Source organism: Aeromonas sp. R7-4 (genome assembly GCF_040908055.1).
GTDB classification, from domain to species: Bacteria; Pseudomonadota; Gammaproteobacteria; order Enterobacterales; family Aeromonadaceae; genus Aeromonas; species Aeromonas sanarellii.
In genome coordinates, this window is the sequence record NZ_JBFODA010000041.1 from 89420 (window position 1) to 107631 (window position 18212).

At 66.1% G+C, this 18212-nt stretch carries 21 protein-coding genes and 1 pseudogene; 18 read left to right on the forward strand and 4 right to left on the reverse strand.

The features are described from left to right. Window position 1 precedes the first annotated feature (1 nt). Window positions 2-358 (reverse strand): metalloregulator ArsR/SmtB family transcription factor, encoded by a 357-nt coding sequence (locus AB5Y72_RS11685; RefSeq protein WP_015912826.1) that lies wholly within the window; start codon window positions 356-358, stop codon window positions 2-4. A 235-nt stretch (window positions 359-593) separates the two neighbouring features. Here AB5Y72_RS11685 and AB5Y72_RS11690 point away from each other — a divergent pair, with 235 nt between their 5' ends. From AB5Y72_RS11690 to AB5Y72_RS11705, 4 genes are all read left to right on the forward strand, one after another. After that, window positions 594-3089, forward strand: a complete 2496-nt coding sequence (locus AB5Y72_RS11690; protein WP_017511447.1) for a heavy metal translocating P-type ATPase — start codon at window positions 594-596, stop codon at window positions 3087-3089. Window positions 3090-3104: 15 nt separating this feature from the next. Next, a complete protein-coding gene (gene cueR / locus AB5Y72_RS11695; protein ID WP_270681758.1) occupies window positions 3105-3584 on the forward strand; it encodes a Cu(I)-responsive transcriptional regulator in 480 nt (159 codons plus the stop codon). A gap of 16 nt (window positions 3585-3600) precedes the next feature. Continuing rightward, window positions 3601-3939 (forward strand): ISC system 2Fe-2S type ferredoxin, encoded by a 339-nt coding sequence (gene fdx / locus AB5Y72_RS11700; RefSeq protein ID WP_008786744.1) that lies wholly within the window; start codon window positions 3601-3603, stop codon window positions 3937-3939. Window positions 3940-4156: 217 nt separating this feature from the next. Beyond that, window positions 4157-4915 carry a MauE/DoxX family redox-associated membrane protein gene (locus AB5Y72_RS11705; protein WP_008786745.1) on the forward strand — a complete coding sequence of 253 codons (759 nt, stop codon included), beginning with the start codon at window positions 4157-4159 and terminating at the stop codon, window positions 4913-4915. A gap of 74 nt (window positions 4916-4989) precedes the next feature. Here the strand turns inward: AB5Y72_RS11705 and AB5Y72_RS11710 are convergent, their stop codons facing one another. Both AB5Y72_RS11710 and AB5Y72_RS11715 read right to left on the reverse strand, forming a co-directional pair. Further along, window positions 4990-5184 carry a heavy-metal-associated domain-containing protein gene (locus tag AB5Y72_RS11710; RefSeq protein WP_003821167.1) on the reverse strand — a complete coding sequence of 65 codons (195 nt, stop codon included), beginning with the start codon at window positions 5182-5184 and terminating at the stop codon, window positions 4990-4992. Window positions 5185-5241: 57 nt separating this feature from the next. Next, window positions 5242-5616 carry an Lrp/AsnC family transcriptional regulator gene (locus AB5Y72_RS11715; protein WP_008786746.1) on the reverse strand — a complete coding sequence of 125 codons (375 nt, stop codon included), beginning with the start codon at window positions 5614-5616 and terminating at the stop codon, window positions 5242-5244. Between AB5Y72_RS11715 and AB5Y72_RS11720 the strand changes: the two are divergent. From AB5Y72_RS11720 to AB5Y72_RS11730, 3 genes and pseudogenes are all read left to right on the forward strand, one after another. Continuing rightward, window positions 5573-5731, forward strand: a pseudogene (locus AB5Y72_RS11720) (4-hydroxyphenylpyruvate dioxygenase); the annotation flags it as partial. The gene AB5Y72_RS11715 and the pseudogene AB5Y72_RS11720 overlap by 44 nt on opposite strands. A 286-nt stretch (window positions 5732-6017) precedes the next feature. Next, window positions 6018-6962, forward strand: coding sequence for a LysR family transcriptional regulator (locus AB5Y72_RS11725; RefSeq protein ID WP_008786747.1), 945 nt, complete (start codon window positions 6018-6020; stop codon window positions 6960-6962). Then, a complete protein-coding gene (locus tag AB5Y72_RS11730; protein WP_008786748.1) occupies window positions 6959-7237 on the forward strand; it encodes an EexN family lipoprotein in 279 nt (92 codons plus the stop codon). The genes AB5Y72_RS11725 and AB5Y72_RS11730 overlap by 4 nt, the downstream gene beginning before the upstream one ends. Here the strand turns inward: AB5Y72_RS11730 and AB5Y72_RS11735 are convergent. Continuing rightward, window positions 7227-7478, reverse strand: coding sequence for a hypothetical protein (locus AB5Y72_RS11735; RefSeq protein WP_124014400.1), 252 nt, complete (start codon window positions 7476-7478; stop codon window positions 7227-7229). The two genes, AB5Y72_RS11730 and AB5Y72_RS11735, sit on opposite strands and share 11 nt — an antisense overlap. Between AB5Y72_RS11735 and AB5Y72_RS11740 the strand changes: the two genes are divergently transcribed. From AB5Y72_RS11740 to trbG, 11 genes are read left to right on the forward strand one after another with little or no spacing between them, the layout of a single operon-like run. Further along, window positions 7473-9476 (forward strand): conjugal transfer protein TraG, encoded by a 2004-nt coding sequence (locus AB5Y72_RS11740; protein WP_019396555.1) that lies wholly within the window; start codon window positions 7473-7475, stop codon window positions 9474-9476. The two genes, AB5Y72_RS11735 and AB5Y72_RS11740, sit on opposite strands and share 6 nt — an antisense overlap. Continuing rightward, complete coding sequence (locus tag AB5Y72_RS11745; protein ID WP_008786751.1) at window positions 9473-9937, forward strand: CopG family transcriptional regulator; 465 nt, start codon at window positions 9473-9475, stop codon at window positions 9935-9937. Before AB5Y72_RS11740 ends, AB5Y72_RS11745 begins: the two co-directional genes overlap by 4 nt. Next, window positions 9934-10986, forward strand: a complete 1053-nt coding sequence (gene trbB, locus AB5Y72_RS11750) for a P-type conjugative transfer ATPase TrbB (protein WP_019396556.1) — start codon at window positions 9934-9936, stop codon at window positions 10984-10986. The genes AB5Y72_RS11745 and trbB overlap by 4 nt, the downstream gene beginning before the upstream one ends. Further along, entirely contained in the window at window positions 10983-11366 is a 384-nt protein-coding gene (locus AB5Y72_RS11755; protein WP_008786753.1) for a TrbC/VirB2 family protein, read from the forward strand. Before trbB ends, AB5Y72_RS11755 begins: the two co-directional genes overlap by 4 nt. After that, entirely contained in the window at window positions 11363-11635 is a 273-nt protein-coding gene (locus AB5Y72_RS11760) for a VirB3 family type IV secretion system protein (protein WP_008786754.1), read from the forward strand. The genes AB5Y72_RS11755 and AB5Y72_RS11760 overlap by 4 nt, the downstream gene beginning before the upstream one ends. A 12-nt stretch (window positions 11636-11647) precedes the next feature. Beyond that, window positions 11648-14101 (forward strand): conjugal transfer protein TrbE, encoded by a 2454-nt coding sequence (gene trbE / locus AB5Y72_RS11765; RefSeq protein WP_008786755.1) that lies wholly within the window; start codon window positions 11648-11650, stop codon window positions 14099-14101. Beyond that, on the forward strand, window positions 14098-14823 hold the full coding sequence (trbJ, locus tag AB5Y72_RS11770; protein WP_008786756.1) for a P-type conjugative transfer protein TrbJ: 726 nt from the start codon (window positions 14098-14100) through the stop codon (window positions 14821-14823). The genes trbE and trbJ overlap by 4 nt, the downstream gene beginning before the upstream one ends. Before the next feature lie 12 nt (window positions 14824-14835). Beyond that, the gene (locus AB5Y72_RS11775) at window positions 14836-15120 is read left to right on the forward strand and encodes a hypothetical protein (protein ID WP_008786757.1); all 285 of its coding nucleotides are present in this window, start codon (window positions 14836-14838) and stop codon (window positions 15118-15120) included. Continuing rightward, a complete protein-coding gene (gene trbL / locus AB5Y72_RS11780) occupies window positions 15117-16487 on the forward strand; it encodes a P-type conjugative transfer protein TrbL (RefSeq protein ID WP_270681761.1) in 1371 nt (456 codons plus the stop codon). Before AB5Y72_RS11775 ends, trbL begins: the two co-directional genes overlap by 4 nt. Before the next feature lie 24 nt (window positions 16488-16511). Next, window positions 16512-17216 carry a conjugal transfer protein TrbF gene (gene trbF / locus AB5Y72_RS11785; protein WP_008786883.1) on the forward strand — a complete coding sequence of 235 codons (705 nt, stop codon included), beginning with the start codon at window positions 16512-16514 and terminating at the stop codon, window positions 17214-17216. After that, entirely contained in the window at window positions 17213-18211 is a 999-nt protein-coding gene (gene trbG / locus AB5Y72_RS11790) for a P-type conjugative transfer protein TrbG (RefSeq protein WP_008786882.1), read from the forward strand. Before trbF ends, trbG begins: the two co-directional genes overlap by 4 nt. Window position 18212 lies beyond the last annotated feature (1 nt).

Genomic DNA, 18212 nt, shown 5'->3' on the forward strand with positions numbered 1-18212 from the left:
GTTACTCGTCGTTGTGGTCTTCCGCGATGTGGGTGGCCATATCCAGCAGCACCTGGTTCACGTGCTTGTCCGCCACCTCATAGAAGATCTGTTTGGCTTGGCGCACGCCCTTGACCAGGCGAGCACCGCGCAGCAGCCGCAGGTGGTGGCTCACCAGCGACTGCGAGAGTTCGAGGGTTTCAGCGATGTCCCCGACCGAGGAAGAGCCTTTCATGCAGCACAGCATGATTCTCAGCCGGGACGGGTCACCCAGGAGGCGGAATGTCTCAGCCAAGATGGTCACGTCATTCTGTGACAGCGATTCCAAATCGGCGCTGGGACCCTTCGGTGGGGTACTGAATGGCTTACTTGTATTCATTTTTAAAATATTTCCTAACCTCGAATGGCTGTTTTCGCCCTTCAGAATTAACAAGGCAGCGGCCGCTTAGGCGCGCGCAGCAAAGAACCAGTGCGAGCCTGGCAGGCAAGGCCTCCGTTCCCCGTGCACCGGGTCATTTCTGAAACCTGACAGCATCCGAAAAAGCGCTTGACCTTCCCACGATGGTAAACCCTAAGCTCCCTCCATGTCGAATTTCAACTATGGGAAGCACACCATGAGCATGGCAACAACGAGTAGTGCTGGCGCCCAAGCAGCGGCAATCAGCCTGCCCATCGAGGGCATGACCTGCGCAAGCTGTGTCGGCCGAGTCGAGGCCGCCCTTGCCAAGGTCGAGGGCGTGGCAAGCGTGTCTGTCAATCTCGCCACCGAGCGAGCGGACATTCGCCTGAACCGTCCTGTCGATCGCATGGCGCTGATCCAGGCGATCGAGAAGGTAGGGTACGACGTGCCTCAGGGCACCATCGAGCTGGCGATCGGAGGCATGACCTGCGCTTCGTGCGTGGGCCGCGTCGAGAAGGCGCTCAAGGCGGTGCCGGGCGTCACTGAGGCTGTGGTCAATCTGGCGACCGAGCGCGCTACCGTGCGTGGCGTAGCATCCGTGCAGGATCTGATTGCTGCTGTCGATAAGGTCGGCTACGAGGCCAGCCCGGTCGATACAGGCATGCAGGCCGACGAGGAAGCTGCCGAGAAAAAGGACGCCGAGCGCGCCGAACTCAAGCGCGACCTGACCCTGGCCGCCGTGCTGGCGCTGCCTGTGTTCGTGCTCGAAATGGGCTCGCACATGATTCCCGGCATGCACGAGTGGGTGGCTTCCACCATTGGCATCCAGCAGAGCTGGTATCTGCAGTTCGTGCTGACCCTGCTGGTGCTCGCCATTCCGGGCTGGCGCTTCTATGAGAAGGGCTTCCCGGCGCTGTTCCGCCTGGGTCCCGACATGAACTCGCTGGTCGCGGTCGGCACGGCCGCGGCCTTCGGTTATTCGATGGTCGCCACGTTCGCGCCCAGTCTGCTGCCGGCCGGCACGGTGAACGTGTACTACGAGGCGGCAGCCGTCATCGTGGCGCTGATCCTGCTGGGCCGCTTTCTTGAGGCACGGGCCAAGGGCCGCACCTCCGAGGCCATCAAGCGCCTGATCGGCCTGCAGGCCAAGGAGGCGCACGTGCTGCGCGACGGCCGCATCGTGGACATCCCGATCAACGACGTGGCGCAGGGCGACATCGTGGAAGTGCGCCCCGGCGAGCGCGTGCCGGTCGATGGTGAAGTGACCGAGGGCCGCAGCTTCGTGGACGAGTCGATGATCACCGGCGAGCCGATTCCCGTCGAAAAGGCGGAAGGCAGCACCGTGGTCGGCGGCACCGTCAACCAGAAGGGTGCGCTGACGCTGCGTGCCACCGCCGTGGGCGGTCAGACCATGCTGGCGCAGATCATCCGCATGGTCGAGCAGGCGCAAGGTTCCAAGCTGCCGATCCAGGCCGTGGTGGACAAGGTGACGCTGTGGTTCGTGCCCGCCGTCATGCTGGCCGCGGTGCTGACCTTCCTGGTCTGGCTGGTGTTCGGCCCGTCGCCCGCGCTGTCCTTCGCGCTGGTCAATGCCGTGGCGGTGCTGATCATTGCCTGCCCTTGCGCCATGGGTTTGGCGACGCCGACCTCCATCATGGTCGGCACGGGCCGGGGCGCCGAGATGGGCGTGCTGTTCCGCAAGGGTGAAGCCCTGCAACTGCTCAAGGACGCCAAGGTGGTGGCCGTGGACAAGACCGGCACGCTGACCGAGGGCCGCCCGGTCCTGACCGACCTGGAGATTGCCGACGGCTTTGACCGCAACCAGGTGCTGGCGAAGGTCGCCGCTGTCGAATCGCGCTCGGAGCATCCGATCGCACGCGCCATCGTCGAGTCGGCCGTGGAAGGTGGCATCGCGCTGCCGACGATGACAGACTTCGATTCGGTCACGGGCATGGGCGTGCGCGCCACCGTGGACGGCGCGCGTGTCGAGGTCGGTGCCGATCGCTTCATGCGTGAGCTGGGGTTGGACGTGGGCAGCTTCGCTCGCACGGCCGAGCGCCTGGGCAACGAGGGCAAGTCACCGCTGTACGCCGCGATCGACGGCCGGCTGGCCGCCATCATCGCGGTGGCCGATCCGATCAAGTCCAGCACGCCCGCGGCCATTGCCGCGTTGCACCAGCTCGGCCTGAAGGTGGCGATGATCACCGGCGACAACGCGCGTACCGCGCAGGCCATCGCCAAGCAACTGGGCATCGACGAGGTGGTGGCCGAAGTGCTGCCCGAGGGCAAGGTCGAAGCCGTGCGCCGGCTGAAAGCCAGCCACGGCCAGATCGCCTACGTGGGCGACGGCATCAACGACGCCCCGGCGCTGGCCGAGGCCGACGTGGGCCTGGCCATCGGCACCGGCACCGACGTGGCGGTGGAGTCGGCCGACGTAGTGCTGATGTCGGGCAACCTGCAGGGCGTGCCCAACGCCATCGCGCTGTCCAAGGCGACCATCGGCAACATCCGCCAGAACCTGTTCTGGGCGTTTGGCTACAACACGGCCCTGATCCCGGTGGCCGCTGGCGTCCTGTACCCCGCATACGGTGTGCTGTTGTCGCCGATCTTCGCGGCTGGCGCGATGGCGCTGTCCAGCGTGTTCGTGCTCGGCAACGCGCTGCGCCTGCGCCGCTTCCAGCCGCCGCTGGCGGCGGATACCGCTCATTGAGAAAGGAGGAACACCATGAACATCGGTGAAGCATCCAAGGCCTCGAAGGTCTCGGCCAAAATGATCCGCTACTACGAGCAAATCGGTCTGATCCCTCCGGCTGACCGCACCGATTCGGGCTACCGCGCCTATACCCAGGACGACGTTCACCGGTTGCATTTCATCCGGCGTTCGCGCGACCTCGGCTTCTCGGTGGCCGAGATCACGGACTTGCTGGGACTGTGGAATGACAAGTCGCGCCAGAGTGCTGATGTAAAGCGTCTGGCCCAGCAACACATCGACGAGTTGGACCGGCGCATCGCGAGCATGTTGGAGATGGCCGAGACGCTCAAGGCGCTGATCCGGTGCTGCGCCGGCGACGAACGGCCCGACTGCCCGATCCTGCACACGCTGGAGCAACTCGATACCAGCGACGACGAGCCCGAAGCGCGCACCGGCGCCGTGCCACGGCGTGCAAGTGGCAACGCAGCGGCAAAGAAGCCGCGTGCGCACTGAGCAGCCGGGAGAGACCATGCCCAAGATCACCGTCTTGCCCCATCCTGAACTGGCGCCCGAGGGCGCCGAGCTGAACGTGCCGGTCGGCACCTCGATCTGCGAGGCGCTGCTAGACAACGGCATCGAGATCGAACATGCCTGCGACATGAGCTGTGCCTGCACGACCTGCCACTGCATCGTGCGCAAGGGATTCGATTCCCTCAACGAGGTCGAGGAGTGCGAGGACGACCTGCTTGACCGGGCCTGGGGGCTAGAGGCGCAATCGCGCCTGAGCTGCCAGGCCATCGTGGCGAACGAGGACCTGACCGTCGAGATCCCGAAGTACACGATCAACCATGCCAAGGAGAACCACTAGGACCCAGCGTGCCGCCGCGGGCGCGCCGGCCTGCGGCGGGGTTGCTCTGGCAGACGGAGGACTGACGGCGTTGCAGCCTGACGACCGCCCCGGGAGCCAGATGCCTACACCCCCTTGCACCACCGCCGGTTAGGCTGGAAATGTCGTCAAAGTCCTTCAATCCGTGATAGTCGGCGCTGCGGCCGGCCCATGAAAAGTCCCACAGGAGAAGTCCAGCATGTCTGCGCCCAAACAAGCCACGCTCTACCGGATGGTCATGCCCGGCCATACCTGCCCCTACGGGCTGAAGTCGCTCGATCTGCTCAACCGCAAGGGCTACGAGGTCGAGGACAAACACTTGGCGAGCCGCGAGCAGACGGATGCGTTCAAGAAGGAGCATGGCGTCGAGACCACGCCCCAGGTCTTCATAAACGGGCGGCGCGTGGGCGGCTACGACGACCTGCGCAAATTCTTCGGCATGTCCGTGAAGGACAAGAACGCCGTGACCTACACCCCTGTGATCGCGCTGTTCGCCATGGCGGCCGCGATGGCGCTGGCGGCGAGCTGGGCGGCCTTCGGCCAGCTCTGGAGCATTCAGGCGGCAGAGTGGTTCGTGGCCTTTGCCATGTGTCTCCTGGCGCTGCAGAAGCTCAAGGACGTGGACGGCTTCGCGACGATGTTCCTCAACTACGACCTGCTGGCCAAGCGCTGGGTTCGGTATGCCTATTTCTACCCGTTCGCGGAGGCCATCGCAGGCGTCCTGATGGTCGCGGGCGTGGGGATGTGGGTGTCGATTCCGTTGGCGCTGTTCATCGGGACCGTCGGGGCCGTGTCGGTTTTCAAGGCGGTCTATGTCGATCGCCGGGAACTCAAGTGCGCCTGTGTGGGCGGGGACAGCAACGTGCCGCTGGGCTTCGTGTCCCTGACCGAGAACCTGATGATGGTGGCGATGGCCCTGTGGATGTGGGCCAAGGTCGCCTACCTTGGGATGCACTGAGCGCCGCGCCAGGTACGGCGCAGCGCACGTGCTCGCATCGGCCGTCCTGTGTGCAGGCCGGCCACGACGCGGTGTTACTGCGCGCGCGGCGGGAAGCCAGCTTCGCTCAGGGCCGCGGCGATCTGCTCTTGCGAGGCCGAGGTCTGGACCTCGACACGGCGGGTCGGCGGGTCCGTGACGATCTTGGCGTTGGGGTCGATCGTTTGGATCGTTTTCGTAACGGTGCGGGCGCAGCCGCCGCAGGTCATGTCTTCGAGATGGAATTGCATGGAAAACTCCTTTCGGGTTGGGGTGTTTGAAGTCTGGTCCTTGCCACGGTTGGAAGGTCAAGCGCTATTTGCATCCCCGCTACACCAATCGGCCGAATGCTCATAGGGCAAGGCCGTGGTGCTCTTTACCCGATCCAGCACGAAGCTTGTCTTGCAGTCCTGCACGCTGGGGTGCTTGAGCAGCGTGTCGAGCACGAAGCGAGAGTAGTGAGCCATGTTCCTGACGACCACCCGCAGCAGATAGTCCATGTCGCCGGTCAGCGCATGGCATTCCACGACCTCCGGCCATTTCTGGACCGACGCGCGGAACACGTCCATGGGATTGCGCTTGTGCGAGTCGGAGTGCTTTTCGAGACGCACGTTCAGGTAGGCCGTGAGCGTGAGGCCGATCTTCTCCGAGCCGCTGCTCGGCCCGGTGTTCTTCGAGTTCATCGAGCGCAAGGGCAACTACCGCGAGGGCTTCGGCGAAGGTAACTTCGGTGCCTTGTTCGAGTCGATGGAGCGCGACCAGATCAACCGCGGCGCGCTGGAAATCAACCCAGCCTGATTCGGGCTTTCCCCCTGAAGGCATAGCACCTTCCGCATCTCGCGAGCCCCGGTGGGGCTCGCACTATTTTGGCAAGCGGCCTCCACGATGCCCATTGGCCCTCGTGCAGCTTGCACCATTCATCTCCTCACAATCGAACATCACCACGGCACGGTGCAGGCTTCTTTGACTAATATATGAACACATGTATAATTGTTTATTCAATATTTGGCCTCAGCTCGACTGGTGCTACAGCAGGCGTGCATCTCGTCCCCCGAATCAACATGGATCATGGAAGGACAAGACTATGGAACTTCGTCACTTGCGCTGCTTCATTGCGGTTGCTGAGGAACTCCATTTCGCCCGCGCTGCCGAGCGGCTGCACATCGAGCAGTCTCCACTGTCACGGGCCATCAAGGAACTGGAAGAAGAACTGGGCGTGATGCTGTTTGCCCGCACCACGCGCAGCACTCGGCTGACCCGTGCGGGCGAGCTGTTTCTGGAGCACGTGCGCCGCGTGCTCTCCGCCTTGGAGCAGGCACGCGATAGCGTGAAAGCGGCAGCAAACGGTTTTCATGGCCAGTTGCGCGTGGCATTGTCCGACGGCATCACGCCGTCGCGCCTTTCTGCGTTGCTCGTACTTTGCCGCCAGGAAGAACCCGAGGTCGAAATCCGGTTCTTCGAGGTGCCCCTATCGCAACAGATCAAGGGGCTGCATAGCGATCTGTATGACGTAGGGTTTGCTCAATCCGACGAAGTGGGCGACGGTATCGTCGCCACGCCCGCATGGAGCGATGCGCTGATGGTGGCCGTGCCAGCTCGGCATCCGCTTCTGGCCCACAAGCGCATCCCCTTGGATGAGTTGCTTCGCTATCCACTGGTTCTGTGCGATCCACAGGCATGTGAGGGCCATGCCAAGCAAGTTGAACGGGTGTTGCGCCGTGCGGATGTGGAGCCACTGATTGCAGAGAGGGTTTCGTCCACCGACCTGATGATGGCCCTAGTCTCGGCCGGTTTTGCGCTCGGCCTAGCAGGCAGTGCACACATTGCCGCCAGCCGTGAGCCGGGTGTAGTGGCCCGGCCGCTAGCTTCGCGCGTGTCGCCCCTCACGACCTATCTGTTGCGGCTGGACGGAGATCCGTCCGACGAGTTGGCGCGGTTTATTGAGCGCGCACAGGCCATCGAACAGCCGGAAACCCCCAGGCCCATACGAGGCCGTAATCCCGATCACCCGGAGGAACTGACGCCATGAAGAAGATCATCCCATTCTTGCTGGTTGCCGTGTTGACTGCCTGCGGCCAGTCCGATGGGCCACAGAAGTCCGCCGGTTCCGCAGCCAACATCCCGACAGTGGAAGAGCTGGCGGCCAACCCCGAACGGCTCAAGGAACTGCGCCAGCAGTGCAAGACCGACCGCCCCAAGCTGGGCGACGTGTTGTGCAACCGGGTGGCCGAGGCCACGCGCAAGCGGTTCTATGGCGACGGGGAAACGCCCTACACACCGCCGAAGGAGCCGCCTAAGTTTTGATCGTGGCCGCTTCGCCACGAATATTGGATTTCCTGACCGACACGCCGCAACGCGCCTGCGCTTGCGACGTTTTTCGTTGGCTCGCCACCGCGCTAATTCTTTCTTTTTGCTCGATCTTTCTGCTTAAAACGGTCTTTGACCGGCACTGACGCGGCACCGATCCTGACGCCTCCGGCACGTCCTTGTGCCGCTTTTTCCATGAGGAATCGGCGCAGGAGAAATCGGAGGCCAGGTCATGCAAGGGACGAACGTGCTGTTCGGTCAGATCGCCGTGGTATTCGGCATCGTGATCGCCGGAGTGTGGGGTGCCACACAATGGACAGCAGCAGCCCTTGGCTATCAAGTACGCCTTGGCTCGCCCTGGTTCGATCTTCTTGGCACGCCGATCTATCACCCGTGGAAGCTGTTTGAGTGGTGGTTTTCTTACGGCGCCTATACCCCGGAAATCTTCGACACCGGCGGAGCCATCGCTGGCAGCAGTGGCATGGTCGCCGTGGCCGTCGCCATTGCCATGTCGGTCTGGCGCTCGCGGCAGGCACGCCTTGTCACGACCTACGGATCGGCCCGCTGGGCGAACGCGCATGACATTCGCAAGGCGGGCCTCACGCAGCCAGAGGGCGTGTTCCTCGGCCAGCACGACCGCCAGTACCTGCGCCATGAGGGGCCAGAGCATGTCCTGACGTTCGCACCCACGCGCTCGGGCAAGGGCGTCGGCCTGGTGGTGCCGACGCTGCTTTCTTGGCCCGCGTCCGCCGTCATCCACGACATCAAGGGCGAGAACTGGCAGATCACCGCAGGCTGGCGCTCGCGCTTCTCGCATTGCCTGCTGTTCAACCCCACGGATGCGAAGTCGGCGGCCTACAACCCGCTGCTGGAGGTGCGGCGCGGCGCGCATGAAGTGCGCGACGTGCAGAACATCGCGGACATTCTGGTCGATCCCGAAGGCGCGCTGGAGAAGCGCAACCATTGGGAAAAGACCAGCCACGCGCTGCTGGTCGGCGCGATCCTGCATGTGCTCTACGCGGGCGAAGACAAGACGCTGCGCGGCGTCGCCAACTTCCTCAGCGACCCGGCCAGCCCGTTCGAGCTGACCTTGCATCGAATGATGACCACGCCCCACTTGGGCGAGGGGCCGCATCCGGTAGTCGCGTCGGCGGCGCGTGAAGTGCTCAACAAGTCGGACAACGAGCGTTCCGGCGTGTTAAGCACCGCCATGTCGTTCCTCGGCCTGTACCGCGATCCCACGGTGGCCGAAGTCACCTCGCGCTGTGACTGGCGCATCGCCGACCTGATCGCGGCCGAGCATCCGGTGTCGCTGTACCTGGTGGTGCCGCCTTCGGACATATCGCGCACCAAACCGCTCATCCGCCTGATCCTCAACCAGATCGGGCGACGCCTCACCGAATCGCTGGACGGCAGCGACGGCATCGAACGCCGCCACAAGCTGCTGCTGATGCTCGACGAGTTCCCGGCCCTGGGGCGGCTCGACTTCTTCGAGACAGCCTTGGCCTTCATGGCGGGCTACGGCATCCGCAGCTTCCTCATCGCGCAGTCACTCAACCAGATCGACAAGGCGTATGGACAGAACCATTCCATTCTCGACAACTGCCACGTCAGGGTGACGTTCGCCACCAACGACGAACGCACCGCCAAGCGCATTTCCGAGACGCTGGGCACTGCGACCGAGCTGCGCGCGCAACGCAACTACGCGGGCCACCGGCTCGCGCCGTGGCTGGGCCACCTCATGGTGTCGCGCCAGGAGACGGCCCGCCCGCTGCTGACGCCGGGCGAGGTGATGCAGCTTCCGCCGGACGATGCCGTAGTGATGGTGTCCAGCATGGCGCCGATCAAGGCCCGGAAGCTGCGCTACTACGCCGACGCCAATTTCAAGCAGCGCGTGCTGCCGCCGCCCGAGCTGGCGGACGGCCGGTACGCCGACGCGCCGCCACTGCGCCCCGACGACTGGAGTGGCCTGGCGATTCCTGCCGTGCCTGCCGCGCCTGCGGCCGATGCCGCCGAAGGCTTCCGGGCGTCGGCCGACGACGGCGGCCCGCGCCGTCAGCCCGAGCTAACTGAGGCCGTCGCCTACGACCCCGAGCTGGCCGCGCCCGCGGCCGACCTCGGCCTGCTCGATGACGACGACGACCTGCCGCTTCCCCTTCCTCGCCAGCTTGATCCGGCCATGCAGCGCACGGCCCGGCTGGCGTCCCTCGACCCCAACGACGGAATCGAGCTATGAGCCACTATCGCCTGAACCTCTTTATCCAGCCCGAGCACGCCCAGCGGCTCGATGAACTGGCCGCCAAGAAAGGCGTGTCCAAGTCCAGCATCGTCGCCGCTGCCTTGGCGTCCTGGCTGTCGCCGGACGCGGCCGACCAGCGCGAGGCGGCCATCGCCAAGCGCCTTGATCGCCTCTCGCGCCAGGCCGAGCGAATGGAGCGCGACCAGAGCATCGCCATCGAGACGCTGGCGCTGTTCATCCGCTACTACCTGACCGTCAGCACGCCGGTTCCCGAGGCGCACCAAGAGGCGGCCCGCGCCTTGGGCAAGGCGCGTTTCGAGCAGTTCACCGAGCAGCTTGGCCGCCACCTGATGCGTGGGCGCAGCCTGGTGCGCGACGTGGTGGAGGAATTGCATCCCGATTCGGTGCGGATGGAGGACGCGGCGGCAGCCGCCGATGCGCAGGAGCGTGCGTCATGAGCGCCGTTTCCCAATCCATGAGTGCCACGTCGCTCGACCGGCGCATCCAGATGCTGCGCACGGCAATGGGGCCGCTGATCGCCACCGCGCTCGAAGACCCCGACGTGGTGGAAATCATGCTCAACCCTGACCGCACCCTTTGGGTGGATCGCCTGTCGTCGGGCCGCGCGCCTATGGGCGTGGAGCTGCCCGAAGCCGATGGCGAGCGAATCATCCGCCTGGTCGCGGCCCACGTCGGCGCGGAGGTGCATCGCGGCCAGCCGCTGCTGTCCGCCGAACTGCCCGAAACCGGTGAACGCTTCGAGGGCATCCTGCCGCCAGCCGCGCCGGGGCCGGCCTTCGCGCTGCGCAAGCGCGCCATCGGCGTGATCCCGCTGGAGCGGTACGTCGTGGACGGAATGATGACCGCCGCCCAGGCGGGCTTTTTGGTGCGCGCCGTGCGCGAGCGCCAGAACGTCCTGATCGCGGGGGCCACCAGCAGCGGCAAGACGACCTTGGCGAACGCGCTGCTGGCCGAGATAGCTGCCACGGGCGACCGCGTGCTGGTGCTCGAAGACACGGTGGAGCTGCAATGCGCGGCCCGCGACCACGTTCCGCTGCGCACGCGCTCCGGCGTGGTGTCCATGACCGAGCTGGTGCGCTCGTCCATGCGCCTGCGACCTGATCGCGTCGTCGTCGGCGAGGTACGCGGTGCCGAGGCGCTGGATCTCATCAAGGTGTGGGGCACCGGCCACCCCGGCGGCGTCGCCACGATCCACGCCGGCTCCGCGCTGGGCGCGTTGCTGCGCCTGGAGCAACTGATTCTCGAAGTGGCGGTGAATCCGCCGCGTGCGCTGATCGCCGAGGCGGTCAACGTGGTGATCCAGATCGCCGGGCGCGGACGCAAGCGCCGCATCGAGAACATCGCCCGCATCGTCGGCTTCGACGGCGTGGGCTACCAACTGGTGGACGCGCTGGAAACGCCGTTTCCCGAGCTGCCGCCGATCCCTGATGCCGCACCCGCTGCGGCGACTTCCTCGTCCCCTGACCAACCTGGAGAACTGCTATGACGCAGATGACCATTCCTGCTTTCCGTGTTTCCGTAAATCCGGCTTTGCGCCTTGCACGGCTGCGCTGCCTGGCCCGCCCTGCGGGGCGAGGGCTGCTGCTGGCCGCGCTGTTGCTGTTCCTGGCCGGCACCGCGCAGGCCGCTGGTTCCTCGATGCCCTGGGAAGGCCCGTTGCAGTCGATCTTGGAGTCGATTCAGGGGCCGGTGGCGCGCATCGTCGCGGTCATCATCATCATTGCCACGGGCCTCGCGCTCGCCTTCGGCGACACGTCGGGCGGCTTTCGCAAGCTGATCCAGATCGTGTTCGGCCTGTCCATCGCGTTCGCGGCTTCGAGCTTCTTCCTGTCGTTCTTTTCGTTCTCGGGCGGGGCTGTCGTATGAGCGGCCCGGATAGCTTCGCGGCCGGGTTCGAGGTGCCTTTGCATCGCTCGCTCACCGAGCCGATCTTGCTGGGCGGCGCACCGCGCACCGTGGCGATTGCCAACGGCACGCTGGCCGCCGCCGTCGGGCTGGGCCTGCAACTGTGGATTCCTGGCGTGGTGCTCTGGATCGTCGGCCATTCGCTGGCGGTATGGGGTGCGCGCGTCGATCCGCAGTTCATGGCCGTGTTCGCCCGGCACATCAAGCACCGCCCGCTGCTGGACGTGTGAGGGGACGCCGCCATGCTGAACCTCGCCGAATACCGCCAGCGCCCGGCCTTGCTCGCCGATTGGCTGCCGTGGGCCGGGCTCGTCGCGCCGGGTGTCGTCTTGAACAAGGACGGCAGTTTCCAGCGCACGGCCCGGTTTCGCGGGCCTGACCTCGACAGTGCCACGCAAGGCGAGCTGATCGCCACGTCGGCCCGCTTGAACAATGCGCTGCGCCGGCTGGGATCGGGCTGGGCGCTGTTCATCGAGGCCGAACGCAGCGCCGCCGCGGACTACCCGCACTCAGAGTTTCCGGAGGCGCTGTCGTGGCTGGTGGACGAAGAACGCCGCTCGGCCTTCGAGGACACCGGCCATCACTTCGAGAGCGGCTATCACTTGACGCTGGTGTACCTGCCGCCTGAAGAATCGCGCGCTCGTGCCGCCAAGATGCTCTACGAGAACACGCCGACGAATGGCGTGGACTGGCGCGAGCGGCTGCAAGCCTTCGTCGCGGAAACGGATCGGGTCTTTGACCAGCTCGATGGCGTCATGCCGGAAATTGCCTGGCTCGATGACGCGCAGACCCTGACCTACCTGCACGCGACCATCTCGACGCGACGCTATCGCGTCGGTGTGCCCGAGGTGCCTTTCCACATCGACGCGCTGCTGGCCGACTCGCCGCTGGTTGGCGGCCTGGCCCCCATGCTGGGCGACCGGCACCTGCGCGTGGTGTCGGTGCGGGGCTTTCCGACCTCGACCTGGCCGGGGATTCTGGACGACCTCAACCGCCTCGGATTTGCGTATCGCTGGAGTACGCGCTTCCTCTGCATGGACAAATCCGAGGCGGAAAAAGACCTCGCCCGCCTGCGCCGCCAGTGGTTCGCCAAGCGCAAGAACGTCATCGCGCTGCTGCGCGAAACGATCTTCCAACAGGAGTCGCCGCTGGTGGACACGGATGCCTCGAACAAGGCGACCGATGCCGATGCCGCGTTGCAGGAGCTGGGCAGTGATCAAGTCGCCTTCGGCTACCTCACCGCCACGGTGACGGTGCTCGATGCCGACCCGGCCGCAGCCGACGAGAAGCTGCGCATGGTGGAGCGCGTCATCCAGGGCCGGGGCTTCGTGACCATCTCCGAAACGCTCAATGCCGTGGATGCGTGGCTGTCCTCGCTCCCCGGCAACGCCTATGCCAACGTGCGCCAGCCGATCGTCTCGACGCTGAACCTGGCGCACATGATGCCGGTGTCGGCCGTGTGGGCCGGCCCCGAGCGCAACGCGCATCTGGACGGCCCGCCTCTCATCGTGACGCGCACCGATGGCGCCACACCGTTTCGCTTGGTCACGCACGATGGCGACGTGGGCCACATGCTGGTGGCCGGCCCGACGGGCATGGGCAAGTCAGTGCTGCTCGCCACGCTGGCGATGCAGTTCCGCCGCTACCTCGGCTCGCGCATCTTCGCGTTCGATATGGGGCGTTCGATGCGCGCCACGATCCTCGGGCTTGGCGGCGAGCACTACGACTTGGGCACGGACGGCGAAATCGCCTTCCAGCCGCTCGCCCGCATTGACCGCGAAGGCTACCGCACCTGGGCCGCCGAATGGATCGAAGGCCGTTTGCTGCATGAAGGCGTAGCAGTCGGCCCGGACGAGAAAGCCGCCATCTGGTCGGCGCTGGGCAGCTTGGCCGGTGCGCCCGTCGAGCAGCGCACGATGACCGGCCTGTCGGTGCTGCTGCAATCGAACGCGCTGCGCCAGGCGCTCGCGCCCTATGTGCTGGGCGGCGCGCACGGCAAGCTGCTGGATGCCGACCACGACCGGCTGGGCATGGCGGACGTGCAGGGTTTCGAGATGGAGGAGCTGATGCACAGCAAGGCCGCCGTCATGGCCGTGCTGCATTACCTCTTTGCGCGCTTTGACGAACGCTTTGACGGTGCGCCCACGATGCTGATCCTCGATGAAGCGTGGCTGTTCCTGGATGACCCGGTGTTTGCCGCGCGCATCCGCCAGTGGCTCAAGACGCTGCGCAAGAAAAACGTGTCGGTGATCTTCGCCACGCAGTCGCTCGCGGACATTAAGGATTCGAGCATCGCGCCCGCAATCATCGAGAGCTGCGCAAGCCGCATCTTCCTGCCGAACCCGCAGGCGACCGAGCCGCAGATTCGCACGATCTACGAGGGCTTCGGGTTGAACTCGCGCCAGATCGAGATCGTCGCCACCGCGCAACCCAAGCGCGACTACTACTACCAATCCCGCCTCGGCAACCGCCTGTTCGACCTCGACCTGGGGGCGGCGACGCTGGCCTTCGCGGGCGCTTCCACGCCGCAAGACCAGCGCGACATAGACCGCGTGCTGCTGGACGCCGGCACGCCCGGCTTCGCGGGTGCCTGGCTGCGCCATCGCGGCCTCGATTGGGCGGCTGACCTGCTGCCCTCGTTCCCCGGCCTCGCGCCGGATTCCCTCGCTGACCAACCACAGGAGATCCTGCCATGAAGAAGCGCCTTGTCGCCGCTGCCATCGCGGCCATGCTTTGCACCGCCACTGCCCATGCGCAATGGGTCGTGATCGACCCCACCAACCTCGTGCAGAACACGATGACCGCGATCCGCACGCTGGAGCAGATCAACAACCAGATTCGCCAGCTCCAGAACGAAGCGCAAATGCTGATGAACCAGGCGCGCAACCTCGCCAGCCTTCCATCCAGCGTGGTCGGCCAGTTGCGCGCCAACCTGGCGACGACCGAGCGGCTGATCGCCCAGGCCCGAGGCTTGGCCTACGACGTGACGAATCTGGATCGGGAGTTTGCCCGCCTGTACCCGGAGCAGTACGCCGCCACCGTCAGCGGCGACCAGATGTACCGCGACGCCCAGGAGCGGTGGAAGAACACGCTGGGCGGCTTGCAGACCACCATGCAGATGCAGGCGCAGGTGTCGCAGAACCTGGGCGAAGACGAAAGCGTGCTGGCCGATCTGGTCGGCAAGAGCCAGTCGGCGCAAGGCGCGTTGCAGGCGATGCAGGCCATGAACCAGTTGCTCGCCTTGCAGGCCAAGCAGTCGATCCAGTCGCAGCGGCTCCAGATCACGCAAGACCGGGCCGCCTCGCTGGAACTGGCGCGGCAGGCGGCGGCCACCGAGCGCGCCCGCGAAGTGCGGCGGCGCTTCCTCGGGGAAGGCACGCCGTACACGCCGCAGTCCGTCAACTTCTACCGCGACTGACAGGAGGCCGCCATGCGATGCGTCCTCGTCCTTGGTGCCGTGCTGCTGGCCGCTTGCGGCGAGCAGCCGGCCGACAACCTCGCCGATGCCCTGGCCGCCGATCGCGTGCGGCTCAAGGCATTGCGCGCGCAATGCGCGGCCGACCGGCAGGCCACGGGCGAGGACGCTTGCCGCGCCGCCGCCGAAGCCTTCCGGCGGCGCTTCTTTTCCGGCGAGGCCGGGCCGGATGAATACCAGACGCTGGCCGACCTGCCGCCGATCCCGCCCAGCTTCGAGGAACCGGAGGGCACGCCATGAATGACGTGACCATCATCGACCAGTTCCTCAACACCTTCGCCACCTACATCGACTCGGGTTTCGGGCTGCTGCGCGGCGAAGTGGCGTTCCTCACGGCCACGCTGATCGTCATCGACATGACGATCGCCGGGCTGTATTGGGCCATGAGCCACGCCACCGGCCAAGGCGATGACGTGATCGCCAAGCTGCTGCGCAAGGTGCTCTACGTCGGTGCCTTCGCCTACATCCTCAACAACTTCAACTGGCTGGCCAGCATCGTGTTCCGCTCGTTCGCGGGGCTGGGCATCACCGCCACCGGCTCGGCCATCACGATGGAGAACTTCTTGCAGCCGGGCCGGCTCGCCAAGACCGGCATCGACGCCGGGGCGCCGATTCTGGAGCAGATCGGCGAGATGGCGGGCTTCCCCGAGGTGTTCGCCAATCTCGATCCCATCGTGGTGATGTTCCTCGCGTGGCTGGTCGTGGTGCTGTGCTTCTTCGTGCTGGCGATCCAGCTTTTCATCACGCTGATCGAGTTCAAGCTGACCACGCTCGCCGGGTTCGTGCTGGTGCCGTTCGCGCTGTGGAACAAGACCAGCTTTCTCGCCGAGAAGGTGCTGGGCAACGTCGTGGCCGCTGGCATCAAAGTGCTGGTGCTGGCTGTGATCGTCGGCATCGGCTCGGGCCTGTTCGCGCAGTTCCAAGTCCACCCCGCCGAGCCGAACATCGACCACGCGCTGGTCATCATGCTGGCCTCGCTCACCTTGCTCGCGCTCGGGATCTTCGGCCCCGGCATCGCCACGGGCCTTGTGTCCGGCGCGCCCCAGCTCGGCGCGGGCGCGATGGCCGGTGCCGCCGTCGGCGCGGCCGGAACGGCAGTGGCTGTCGGTGCTGCCGCGACGGGCGTGGGCGGCGCGGTGGCCGCTGGCGCGCACATGGCCCCGGCTGCCGCCAAGCTGGCCGGCAGCGGCGCGCGTGCCGCCACGTCGGCGGCTGGCAGCGCGAAGTCGGCGTTCCAGGCGGGTTCCGCTGCCGCCGGCGGCGGTGCCAAAGGCGCGATGGCGGGCTTGGGCAACGTCGCCAAGACCGGCGCGCAGTCTGCCGGACGCGCTGCCGCATCCCGCGCTTCCGCTGCCGGGCAGCGCATGGCCGCACCGTTCCGCGCGGGCTGGAACGGCGACGCTGGCGCGTCAGCCGGCCAGGCCGCCACCAGCGAAGCGCCGGCAGGCGCTGCCGCTGCACAGGCGCCCGAGCAGCCCGCTTGGGCCAAGCGGCTGCATCGCCGCCAGCAGCTCACCCACGCCGCGACCACCGCTGCCCACGCGCTGCGCGGTGGCGACGGCGGCGGCTCCGGGCAAGGCCCGAGCCTGCGCGGCTCCGACGACTGACGCGATTCACAAGGAGAACTGACCATGCGATTCAAGAAACCGCAGGTGCGCTACGCCGACACGCCGCAGCCTGCCACGCCGTACCAAACCGCCGGCCAGGTGTGGGACGACCGTATCGGCTCGGCCCGCGTCCAGGCCAAGAACTGGCGATTCATGGCCTTCGGCTGCCTCACGCTCGCGCTGCTGATGGCCGGCGGACTGGTGTGGCGCTCGGCGCAATCCATCGTCACGCCCTACGTCGTGGAGGTGGACAACGCGGGCCAGGTGCGCGCCGTGGGCGAAGCCGCCACGCCGTACCGGCCCAACGATGCGCAGACGGCGCACCACATCGCGCGCTTCGTGACGCTGGTGCGCTCGCTGTCCATCGACCCCATCGTCGTCCGCCAGAACTGGCTGGACGCCTACGACTACACGACCGACAAAGGCGCGGCCGTGCTCAACGACTACGCGCGGGTCAACGACCCGTTCGCGCGCATCGGAAAGGAGTCGGTGACGGTGCAGATCACCAGCGTCGTGCGTGCCAGCGACACGTCTTTCAACGTGCGCTGGACGGAACGCCGCTACGTCAACGGCGCTGCGGCGGGCCTGGAACGGTGGACGGCCGTGGTGTCCATCGTGCTCCAGCCGCCGCGCACCGAAGAACGCCTGCGCAAGAACCCGCTGGGCATCTACGTCAACGGCCTTTCCTGGAGCCGCGAGCTGGATTCTTCCGAAGGAGCAAAACCATGAACCTGTCTTTCCGCTTTTACGCTTTGCCGTTGATGCTTGTTGCCCTGGCGGGCTGCGCCACGCAAGGCAAGCCGCCGCCGACCATCTCGCTCGATGAGCCGGTGCCGGTGCAGGCCCAGCCGATGCCGGAGCCGCCCGCGCCCGTGGAGGTTGTGGCCGTGCCCGAGGTGCTGCCGATGCCGGCGCAGTTGATGCCGGCACCCGAGGCCGAGGACGCCAAGCCCACGCCCGAGCCGGCCGACGAGAAGGTGCGCGTTTCACGCGCCAATGCCGAGGCGCGTGTCGCGCCCACGCGCGAGGGCTACGTCAACGCGATTCAGGTGTGGCCCTTCACCGATGGCGCGCTGTATCAGGTCTATGCGGCCGTGGGCCGGGTGACGATGGTTGCCTTGCAGCCGGGCGAGGAGCTGGTGACGGTGGCCGCCGGCGATACCGTGCGCTGGATCGTGGGCGACACGTCCAGCGGCAGCGGTGCCGACTTGCGCGTCAACGTGCTGGTCAAGCCGATCCGCTCGGGCCTCAAGACCAATCTGGTCATCATCACCAGCCGGAGGACGTACCTGCTGGAACTGACTTCCACGGAAAAGACGTGGATGGCGTCGGTGTCCTGGGAGTACCCGCGCGACCGGATGCTGGCCTTGCAGCGCCAGGCGCAAGCGGCCAGCGCCGCCGCGCCGGTGGATAGCGGCCTGTCGCTGGAGAACCTGCGCTTTCGCTACGCGATCGGCGGCAGCAATCCGTCGTGGAAGCCGCTGCGCGCTTTCGACGACGGGCAGAAGGTCTATATCCAGTTCCCCGCCGGCATCGCGCAAGGCGAACTGCCGCCGCTGTTCGTGATCGGGCCGGAAGGCGACGGGCAACTGGTGAACTACCGCTTCCGTTCGCCGTACTACATCGTGGATCGCCTGTTTGGCGCGGCAGAGTTGCGCCTGGGCGGTGACAAGGGCGACGTGGTGCGGATCGAGCGCACGGATGGCGTGGCACGGAGGAACTGAC

Coding starts and splice junctions, on each gene's coding strand:
- trbF (WP_008786883.1), top strand. CDS start 16,512: ATGCGATTCAAGAAACCGCAGGTGCGCTACGCCGACACGCCGCAGCCT.
- AB5Y72_RS11725 (WP_008786747.1), top strand. CDS start 6,018: ATGGAACTTCGTCACTTGCGCTGCTTCATTGCGGTTGCTGAGGAACTC.
- AB5Y72_RS11775 (WP_008786757.1), top strand. CDS start 14,836: ATGCGATGCGTCCTCGTCCTTGGTGCCGTGCTGCTGGCCGCTTGCGGC.
- AB5Y72_RS11715 (WP_008786746.1), bottom strand. CDS start 5,616: ATGAACTCGAAGAACACCGGGCCGAGCAGCGGCTCGGAGAAGATCGGC.
- trbB (WP_019396556.1), top strand. CDS start 9,934: ATGAGCGCCGTTTCCCAATCCATGAGTGCCACGTCGCTCGACCGGCGC.
- AB5Y72_RS11730 (WP_008786748.1), top strand. CDS start 6,959: ATGAAGAAGATCATCCCATTCTTGCTGGTTGCCGTGTTGACTGCCTGC.
- AB5Y72_RS11705 (WP_008786745.1), top strand. CDS start 4,157: ATGTCTGCGCCCAAACAAGCCACGCTCTACCGGATGGTCATGCCCGGC.
- trbG (WP_008786882.1), top strand. CDS start 17,213: ATGAACCTGTCTTTCCGCTTTTACGCTTTGCCGTTGATGCTTGTTGCC.
- AB5Y72_RS11740 (WP_019396555.1), top strand. CDS start 7,473: ATGCAAGGGACGAACGTGCTGTTCGGTCAGATCGCCGTGGTATTCGGC.
- AB5Y72_RS11710 (WP_003821167.1), bottom strand. CDS start 5,184: ATGCAATTCCATCTCGAAGACATGACCTGCGGCGGCTGCGCCCGCACC.
- cueR (WP_270681758.1), top strand. CDS start 3,105: ATGAACATCGGTGAAGCATCCAAGGCCTCGAAGGTCTCGGCCAAAATG.
- AB5Y72_RS11755 (WP_008786753.1), top strand. CDS start 10,983: ATGACGCAGATGACCATTCCTGCTTTCCGTGTTTCCGTAAATCCGGCT.
- trbE (WP_008786755.1), top strand. CDS start 11,648: ATGCTGAACCTCGCCGAATACCGCCAGCGCCCGGCCTTGCTCGCCGAT.
- AB5Y72_RS11745 (WP_008786751.1), top strand. CDS start 9,473: ATGAGCCACTATCGCCTGAACCTCTTTATCCAGCCCGAGCACGCCCAG.
- AB5Y72_RS11685 (WP_015912826.1), bottom strand. CDS start 358: ATGAATACAAGTAAGCCATTCAGTACCCCACCGAAGGGTCCCAGCGCC.
- fdx (WP_008786744.1), top strand. CDS start 3,601: ATGCCCAAGATCACCGTCTTGCCCCATCCTGAACTGGCGCCCGAGGGC.
- trbL (WP_270681761.1), top strand. CDS start 15,117: ATGAATGACGTGACCATCATCGACCAGTTCCTCAACACCTTCGCCACC.
- AB5Y72_RS11760 (WP_008786754.1), top strand. CDS start 11,363: ATGAGCGGCCCGGATAGCTTCGCGGCCGGGTTCGAGGTGCCTTTGCAT.
- trbJ (WP_008786756.1), top strand. CDS start 14,098: ATGAAGAAGCGCCTTGTCGCCGCTGCCATCGCGGCCATGCTTTGCACC.
- AB5Y72_RS11690 (WP_017511447.1), top strand. CDS start 594: ATGAGCATGGCAACAACGAGTAGTGCTGGCGCCCAAGCAGCGGCAATC.